Genomic DNA, 8,657 nt, shown 5'->3' on the forward strand with positions numbered 1-8,657 from the left:
ACTACGCCATGCGTTCAATGATGCTGGCGGCAATAGATAGGGTGGGGTACCTTGTGGGCGCTAACCAACCCAAACAATTACCAAAATTCAACAGAGAAATGAATAACCTCACCATCTTTATTACCCTCCTTATCAGTACTTCGGCTTTTTGCGCCGACCGCGTTGTTGAGGAATTCGGAATCCCTCCGGCTTACCCATCCATTGGTGCTGCGGTGGCGGCTGCCGATGACGGAGACCGGATTATCATAAAAAACCGCGCAGGCAATGTGCCGTGGTTAGAGAATGTTACAGTAGATAAGTCACTTGAGTTTCTCAGCTACGAGAATGATGACTTTTTTATTGTTCAGGGAGACTATGCCATTAACAGGGCCACAGGCAGAAAAGTGGCATTCATCGGAATGCGCAACACAGCAGGTAGCATCGTGCAGGGAGAGGGGCCACTCAGCACTCGTAGTGTGCACGTTTCGGTGCTTGATTGCCGGTTTCAAAATGGTGGCGTTTTACTTTCGAGCAACACGTATGATGTTCAGGTTATTGGGTGCAAGTTTGACATGGGTCGCATTCGAATTAGCATTGGAAATATCATTGGGAACGAGGTTTACGGCGAGAACGCAGGGGGCGCTCTGGTGGATGTAAACAATTCCACTTTTGCTTATCTCGGCGACACGTTGCACGTAATCGGCAATAAAATTCACTACATCAATAGCCAAAGTCTGCAAGCCGCTCTCAGGGTAGGCACCAGGCAGCAAATCGTCCATATCCGAAACAACTATATCCGATTCAGAATGGACGGCTTAAGGATACACCATTCAACCAACGAACCCATCGCCTGTCTCATCTACAACAATACGATAATTGGCGAAGGACCGGGAACTTCCAACCAGCGCTACGGCATTGCCATGACAGGCCTTCAAGAAAACAGTGTTTGGGAGGTCATGAACAATGTGGTTATTTCGGATGGCTTGAATGGCTTTCCGCTTAATGCTATTACGAATAGCTCCTCCAGTACGACAGTAAATGTTTACTACAATCACATCTCTCCCGGATGGAGCACACCGATTTCAGGAACATTTGGGTTCAATGACCTGAATCAGTTGAATCAGGATATTCAACTAAACATCGAAGACGGAACTTTTGCCAACATGAATTCCGCAATTAACGGAGGAAATCCAGCACCGCTATTCTATGATCTCGATCTGAGTCCCAATGATGCAGGTGCATACGGAGGGTCGTACACCCTAAACAACTTTTTTCCACAACACACGGGTTCGGCGAGAATCGGATTCGTAAGCTATTCTTTTAACGTGCGGAACGGCAACACATTACGGGTTAATGCTGTGTCGTTCGACCGATAGCTAAATCAAATTTTTTTAACCAAAACACACATCATGAAACAAATTGCACTTTTATTCCTGATTGTATTACACATTCAAAGCTTTGCAGCCGATCGCGTAGTTGAAGAATTCGGCTTTCCTCCGGCGTACTCCTCCATCGGTGCTGCAGTGGCTGCCGCCAACAGCGGTGACCGAATTATCATTAAGAACCGTGCGGGAAACATACCGTGGATTGAGAATATCACTATCGATAAATCTTTGCAATTTCTCAGTTATTCCAATGACGATTTTTTCATTGTGCAAGGGAATTATACCATCGAATTCATCCCGGGGCTTGAAGTGGACATTGTAGGTATGCGCAACACTTCCGGTAATCTCAATCAGGGCTCGGCAGCAGCGGGTAACCGCGAGGCCAAAGTGAGATTGATGGATAGCTGGTTTCAAGACGGTAACGTCTCCTTCACTTCGAATTTCTTTGACTGTGACATCGTGGGAAACCGAATAGATAACGGCCTTGTTGCCATAAGCATAGGCAACCTTATTGGCAATGACGTTACCGGGACCAACGTGGGAACATCGCTGGTAAGTGTGGTAAATTCAACCTCTACTTTTCTTGGAGACACCTGTCTGATCATCGGAAACCGAATAAACTACACCAGTTCCCTAAGCCAGCAATACTCACTGCACGTTGATAACCGTCAACAGGTGGTGCACGTCAAAAACAACTTTGTTCGTTATTCTTCCACCGGAATCAGAATTTCCGGCTCAATTTCCGAGCCTATTCCCAATATTATATGGAATAATACCACATTGGGACAGTCGTCTTTCAACACTTCTACTTCTTATGGGATCTATGTTTTCCAGACCATCAGTACTTCCATTTGGGAAGTCATGAACAACGTGTGCGTGATGGGCACCCTCGGCATGAACAACCGCCGGGGAATTGGTTATAGCTCAGGTAGCTCACAGGGAGGAACGGCCAATTGTTACTACAACCACATCGGCGCTGGTTTTTCACCGGCTATTTCCGGGGGTTGGACCTTTGCTGACCTCAACGAAACAAATCAGGATATTGCGCTTGACGGAGACGATGGTTCATTCACCAATGAACCCAACGCCATTGACGGGGGCAACCCGGCGCCACTCTTCTATGACATTGACCTCACGCCCAACGATGCTGGTTGCTGGGGAGGTTCATACACCCAACAGAATTTCTTTCCGCTTCACACAGGTGTCACCCGGGTGTACAATGTGATATACCCGTTCAATGTTCGCGCAGGCAACACGATGAATGTGAAAGCTTTTTCATTTGACCGATAATAACTACGCTATGAAAAACCTGATTTTTACCATACTTCTTGCAACGTTTGCCGTCTTTACGATGAATGCCCAACAGGTAAGCGGTGCCGAATACTTTTGGGGAGCCGACCCGGGTGCCGGAAATGGAAATCCCATGTTTGCTTTTGACGGCGATTTTGACAATGCAGTGAAAACCATTGTCAACAACGCCATCGACGTCCCCAGTGAAGGAATTCACACGCTTAGCATTCGGGCTCTTGACGAAGAAAACAACTGGGGCCCTTTGTTTACCGTGGTGGTGAATGTGTCTGCCCCGCTTTCTGCAGTGCGCGAAATCAAAGTGACGGCTGCTGAATACTACTTCAATAACGATCCCGGTCCGGGCAACGGAACCCCTATGCTGGCTGTGAACGGAGACTTTTCCGAAGCCATAGAAGCACTTAAGGGAGGCGACATACCCGCCCCCATTCAGGAGGGTATTCACGTGTTGTGGATGCGCGCCCGCGATGCCGAAAACAACTGGGGCCCGTCTTTTGGCGTGGTGGTGAATATGGATACTACTATCACCGGATTCAATGCCGAAATTTCAGGACCCGTAACACTGTGTTCGGGCGATGAACAACTCAACGTGGCGTACCAGGCGTCGGCCACTCCGGGCGCTACTTATTTGTGGACAGTTACCAACGGCAACATCATCTCCGGGCAAGGCACAGCCAACCTTTCGGTAGATTGGGAGACCGACGGGCCGCACCTCCTTCACCTGGAGAAATGCCTCGGGGATGTTTGCGAAGAGGAGGAACTGTTCATCACCATCCACCCCTCCTACGAAACCGAAGACGAGCTCACCATTTGCTTTGGAGACGAAGTAATGTTGGGCGGCGCCATGCAAAATGAACCCGGCGTCTACACCGATGTGCTCGAAAGCATTGCCGGGTGCGACTCTACCGTGCACACCACATTGATGGTACTGCCCGAAATTGAGCTGAGCATCGAGGCTTCTGATGTGGAAATCTGCAACGGTGATGAAATCACACTGACTGCTTCGGGAGCCGATGATGTTTCGTGGTCTGACGGCATCCAGAACGGAGTGCCATTTGTGCCGGAACAAACGACCAGCTATACAGTAACAGGCACAACAGATGGTTGTTCCTCAGAATCAAGTGTTGAAGTCATCGTAAACCCGCTGCCTGAGGTAAGCATTATGGGAGATTTGCCGGAATTGGTGTGCCTTTTTCACGCTCCTATTGAACTGACCTTTGGCTCTCCTGCCGGAGGAATATGGTCGGGTAACGGTGTGATCAACAACCTCTTTAACCCCGAAGTGGCGGGTGTTGATATTCATCTGCTTACCTACACCTTCAGCGATGAAAACGATTGCAGCAACGAAGCCTCATTTGAAATCCAGGTAGATTTTTGCACTTCTGTGGGTGAGCTGGAGGACTCAGGTTCTTTTGTATTGTTTCCCAATCCCTCAACAGATATTTGCTGGATTGAAACGAAAGGCTTGCCGGCCGCCATTGACTATATAGCGGTACACGACGCCATGGGCCGTGTTGTTGGTATGAAGAATCACCCTGAGGGGAGTGGCGCATTGCAGCCAGGACAGGGAAGCCGTGTTTCCCTGGATGTTGGAGCACTTGCTTCGGGCACCTATGTGGTGCGCCTGGTTTGCGGCGATATTCAACTGCACAAGCACCTTGTGATTGCCCGCTGAAAATTGTAATTTCCTTTCCGGGTTGGATGTTCGCGCTAACTTCTCCGGAATGTTGAAAGTGTTTGTACTTTGTCAGTCTGTTATTGCGAGGGCGCGTGGGCGCCCTCGCAATTTACGGCTTCGCAAAAACCGATGATGCTCAAGAAAAGAATGTTAATGCTGGTTCTTGTCCTTGTAACGCTGCAAGTTGCGGGGCAAAAAATCGCGCCCGATCTCGACAGTCTGAAACAGGTGGCCCGGCACGGCGAAGATCCCATGGAGCGCGCCCGATCCTTTAATTTTCTCTCGCAGGCATTCAGCACTTCATCATTGGACAGTTCGCTGCTCTTCAGTCAAAACGCCCTGAAGCTGGTCCACCATCATCAATTGGATACTTTGCGCACCGACGTATATAACACGCTTGCCATCATCTACATCAAACGAGGCCAACTCGATTTGGGCATGAGCTACCTCGACTCGGTGGTTGTGGTGGGCAAAGCGCAGCATAATGCGGCCGCACAGCTTTCTGCCAATATCAACCTTGCTGCGCTGTACTTTCAAATGGGTGAATACGAAGATGCGCTGTTGCACAACCTGGATGCGCTGAAAATTGCCGAATTGGAAAAAGACACTTTTGGAATGGCTTCTGCTCATCTCAATATCTGCGGCATTCATTTCATCCGCAAGGAATATGAGCTGAGCCGGCAAAGCGCTATGGAGTCTTTACGGTTGTACCGGGCAAAAAACCGCCCCTACCGAATTGCACAAGCACTCGTAAGCCTCGGAGCAGTGTACGTGGAACTCGGAGAGCTCACCGAAGTAAAGCAATACGCCGATGAAGCGCTCGCAATCGGAATCGAATCGGGGGATGCAGAAATTCAGGGGGATGCCCTGCGCCTTTTGGCAACCCACGCCAATTCCGTTGCGAAGCACGAGGATGCTTTGCTGAACATCACACAATCTTTAGAACTGTTTGAAAAAGTGGGCAACCCGCTGAAAATCCTACAGGGGACGCTTATTCGGGGAGAAACATTGCAATACCTGAAGCGACTTGATGCAGCGCAGGAAGCATTTGAAACCGGCCTTTCGATGGCCCGCCAACTGGATGCCGGTCATTTGAAACGCGACGCATTGGAGGGTTTGATGCATGTGCATGCTGCCAAAGGAAACCACGCCGCCGCCTGGAACTACAGTCAGCGCTACATTGCCTTACAGGATTTATTGATCAATGAGGAAAATCTGCGCCAGATCAACACGCTGAGCAAGCAGTTTGAAACAGAAAAGCAACTGGCTGAAATTGCACGTCTGGAAGCGCGGAATATCATACAAAACGCACAGATCAAGCAAAAAGAGGCCGAAGCGTCGTTCCGCAACCTGGTGGTTGTTTCGCTGGTATTACTACTTATACTTCTGCTGATCACCGGATACTTTCTGCGGCGGCAAAACCAACTGAAGGAGAGCCAGAAAGCGGCTGAGCTTGAGCACCGGGCACTGCGAAACCAAATGAATCCGCATTTTATTTTCAACTGCCTCAACAGTTTGCAGCGCCTTTACGTTGAGGGCAGGCAGGCCGAAGCCAACGACTATATGGGGGATTTTGCCGACCTGCTGCGCAAAACCCTTGAAAATAGTAATAAACGGAGCATCAGCTTACACGAAGAACTACAAACCCTTCAACTCTATCTGGAGCTTGAAAAAGTGCGAAGCCCAAATGAAATCAACTATCAAATCACTGTTGATAAACGCATTGACCCTCATGTTTTGAAGGTCCCGCCACTGATTTTGCAACCCTTTGTAGAAAATGCCATCTGGCACGGCATTCTTCCGGGCAAAAAGCCCGGCTCCATTTTGATTGATATCGCACCCGAAAAAGGCGGGTATCGGTTTATGATTGAGGATAATGGCGTTGGTTTTCAATCCGAACGAAAACGCACCCACGAATCGCACGGCATACGCATTACCACACAACGAATAGGACGTGAGGTGTTGATTGAGCCCAAAGATAGCGGAGGCACCTTGGTTCAGTTCACACTAAAACGCACAGCATGATAAAGGCAGTGATTGTGGACGATGAGAATGATGCGCGCTTTCTTTTGCGCAACCTAATCGAGCAGCACTTTTCCGAACAACTGGAAGTGGCAGGAGAAGCAGCCAGCATTGCCGACGCAGTGCAGGCTATTCACACACTTCAACCCGATGTGGTTTTTCTGGATATTCAGCTCAGGGAAGGCACCGGCTTTGACATTCTTCAGAAAATTGAGAATAAAAACTTCGAAGTGATTTTTGTTACAGCCTACGATGAGTATGCTGTCAAGGCTTTTTCATTCAGCGCATTGGGGTACTTGATGAAGCCCGTTAAAATCCGCGAAATGAAAAAAGTGGTGGAGCAATTGGCAGAAAAAATCTCATTGCTCAAAGCAAGCTCAGAAAAGCGACTCAAAGTGTTGGTGGATGGCTTTGGGGAAGATCGCACCATCAACAAACTGGTTATTCCTCACCTTGGTGGCTTCGACGTAATTGCGCTCGGCGAAATAGTGCGGCTTGAGGGCGATGCGAACTATACGCACATACATCTGGTGAACAAAAAGCGCATTACCGCGTCGCGGGCGCTCGGCACCTATGAGGTGTTGCTGCTGGATTTCGGGTTTTTCCGCATTCACCAAAGCACCATCATTAACCTGAGTCATGTGCGGGTCTATCATCGTGAGGGAGGTGGTTACGTAGAACTGGCCGACGGTCATCAGGCCAAGTTGAGCCGACATCGCAAGGCCGATTTTATGCAGCGGTTTTTGGGGTAGTTTTAAATCCAAAATATGCAAGTAGCGGAGCTTCTTGCATATTCGATATAGAGAATCAATCTTTTACAGCTCACTTCGGCAGGCTCAGTACAAGTGCTTCGCTGCACTGAAAAAGTGATTCACCCCGCCTACCGGCGCGCAGGCCCGCCTGCCTCCAATTAAAATATTGATGGCGGGCAGGCAGTTCGGAGCTTTTTACTCCTCCTATTGCATAAGTTGGGTCTATTTTAAATGGTCACATGGAACTCGCCATTATGATCATTCCTTGTGTGTTAATACTTTTGGTATGGCTCGTTTCAATGTTTATGAACCTCTGAATTCCCGATTAACAATCGAACTCAGGTTTACAGGTTAATTTGCAGACGCACCCCGATCTGCACTCCACTAAGCGGATTGGTGTACATTCTGGTACCGTGGTAGCGACTTTGCAAAATTGGTTGTGGGGCGTATCTGAACGTGCCATCGTCCGCAATTGTCAGCTGTCTTGGCGTGTTTCCGCCATGCGGGGCACTGTGAGAAGTATGGGTGAGCATTCCGCCACGTACCCATCCAACAAAAAGATCCAGTGTAGGAGATGAACTGCCCGGGTTGGTTTCCGGATCGGCCTGCAGCCTCACACCAAATCTTCCGCCGTACATGATAGTATCCGAGGAGTACAGCGTATCTTCAAGCATAAGTTTTTGCTGGTGATCTGACCCGCCGGGATTGAACCGCTCTACAGATTTTGTGGTTTTCATTTCAAAAATACCGAGAGAACCCTCCAGAAAAGGTGTTGAGCGAACGTTTTGCACGATATCAACCCGCAGTGTAGCATAGGTCAAATTCACTTTATCTTTCACATGCGATTCGGCGGTCAGCCACTCATCCCGATGAAAAAATTGAATTTCCCTTCTTTCATTGCCGTGCTGCCCAAAACCCTGGTTGACACCGAAATGAAAGCGAGAGTCATTTATCTGACCGAAATATCCTCCTTCAAGAAGCGCGAAAGCCGGAACATCGTTTGCCATAGACCCCATGGGAAGAAAGGCAGAAGCACTAAAGTGGGTTTGCATGTTGAGGTCTTCCGTCATAAAGCGCCATAAGCGAGGATTGCCATTCAACGAATCGGCGAGAAAAAAAGCAATGGCTGAAATGACAATCTTTTTCACGGCTCTGTAATTTGCATGTTAAAAAGCAATTCACATGCCTTCATGCATGGCTTAATGTACATATATCATGAATTTTACATCTTTTAACCCAAAATTTGCATTGGAAGGGCCAATTGCATGTTCGATAAAGAGAATCAATCTTTTACAGCTCACTTTGGCAGGCTTAGTACAAGTGCTTCGCTGCACTGAAAAAGTGATTCTCCACGCCTGCCGGCGTGCAGGCCCGCCTGCCTTCCATGAGAAATTGATGGCGGGCAGGCCCGCCTGCCTTCCAATATGAATTGATGGCGGGCAGGCCCGCCTGCCTTCCATGAGAAATTGATGGCGGGCAGGCCCGCCTGCCTTCCAATATGAATTGATGGCGGGCAGGCCCGCCTGCCTTCCA

6 protein-coding genes are annotated in these 8,657 nt (G+C 48.9%); 5 read left to right on the forward strand and 1 reads right to left on the reverse strand.

Going from position 1 to position 8,657, the window contains the following annotated elements; genetic code table 11:
- The first annotated feature begins 17 nt into the window (after window positions 1-17).
- The 5 genes from EA392_14350 (at window position 18) to EA392_14370 (ending at window position 7,124) form a co-directional block, all read left to right on the forward strand.
- Window positions 18-1,355 carry a hypothetical protein gene (locus tag EA392_14350; GenBank protein ID TVR36900.1) on the forward strand — a complete coding sequence of 446 codons (1,338 nt, stop codon included), beginning with the start codon at window positions 18-20 and terminating at the stop codon, window positions 1,353-1,355.
- A 33-nt stretch (window positions 1,356-1,388) separates the two neighbouring features.
- Entirely contained in the window at window positions 1,389-2,654 is a 1,266-nt protein-coding gene (locus EA392_14355) for a hypothetical protein (protein ID TVR36901.1), read from the forward strand.
- Window positions 2,655-2,664: 10 nt separating this feature from the next.
- Window positions 2,665-4,347: a T9SS C-terminal target domain-containing protein gene (locus EA392_14360; GenBank protein TVR36902.1), complete on the forward strand. Its 1,683-nt coding sequence runs from the start codon at window positions 2,665-2,667 to the stop codon at window positions 4,345-4,347.
- 132 nt (window positions 4,348-4,479) lie between these two features.
- Window positions 4,480-6,375, forward strand: coding sequence for a hypothetical protein (locus tag EA392_14365; GenBank protein ID TVR36903.1), 1,896 nt, complete (start codon window positions 4,480-4,482; stop codon window positions 6,373-6,375).
- Window positions 6,372-7,124, forward strand: coding sequence for a DNA-binding response regulator (locus tag EA392_14370; protein TVR36904.1), 753 nt, complete (start codon window positions 6,372-6,374; stop codon window positions 7,122-7,124). Before EA392_14365 ends, EA392_14370 begins: the two co-directional genes overlap by 4 nt.
- Before the next feature lie 344 nt (window positions 7,125-7,468).
- On the opposite strand, the gene EA392_14375 is transcribed toward EA392_14370, so the two are convergent.
- Window positions 7,469-8,272 carry a hypothetical protein gene (locus EA392_14375; protein TVR36905.1) on the reverse strand — a complete coding sequence of 268 codons (804 nt, stop codon included), beginning with the start codon at window positions 8,270-8,272 and terminating at the stop codon, window positions 7,469-7,471.
- Between the last annotated feature and the right edge of the window lie 385 nt (window positions 8,273-8,657).

The organism is Cryomorphaceae bacterium, assembly GCA_007695365.1.
GTDB lineage: Bacteria > Bacteroidota > Bacteroidia > Flavobacteriales_D > SKUL01 > SKUL01.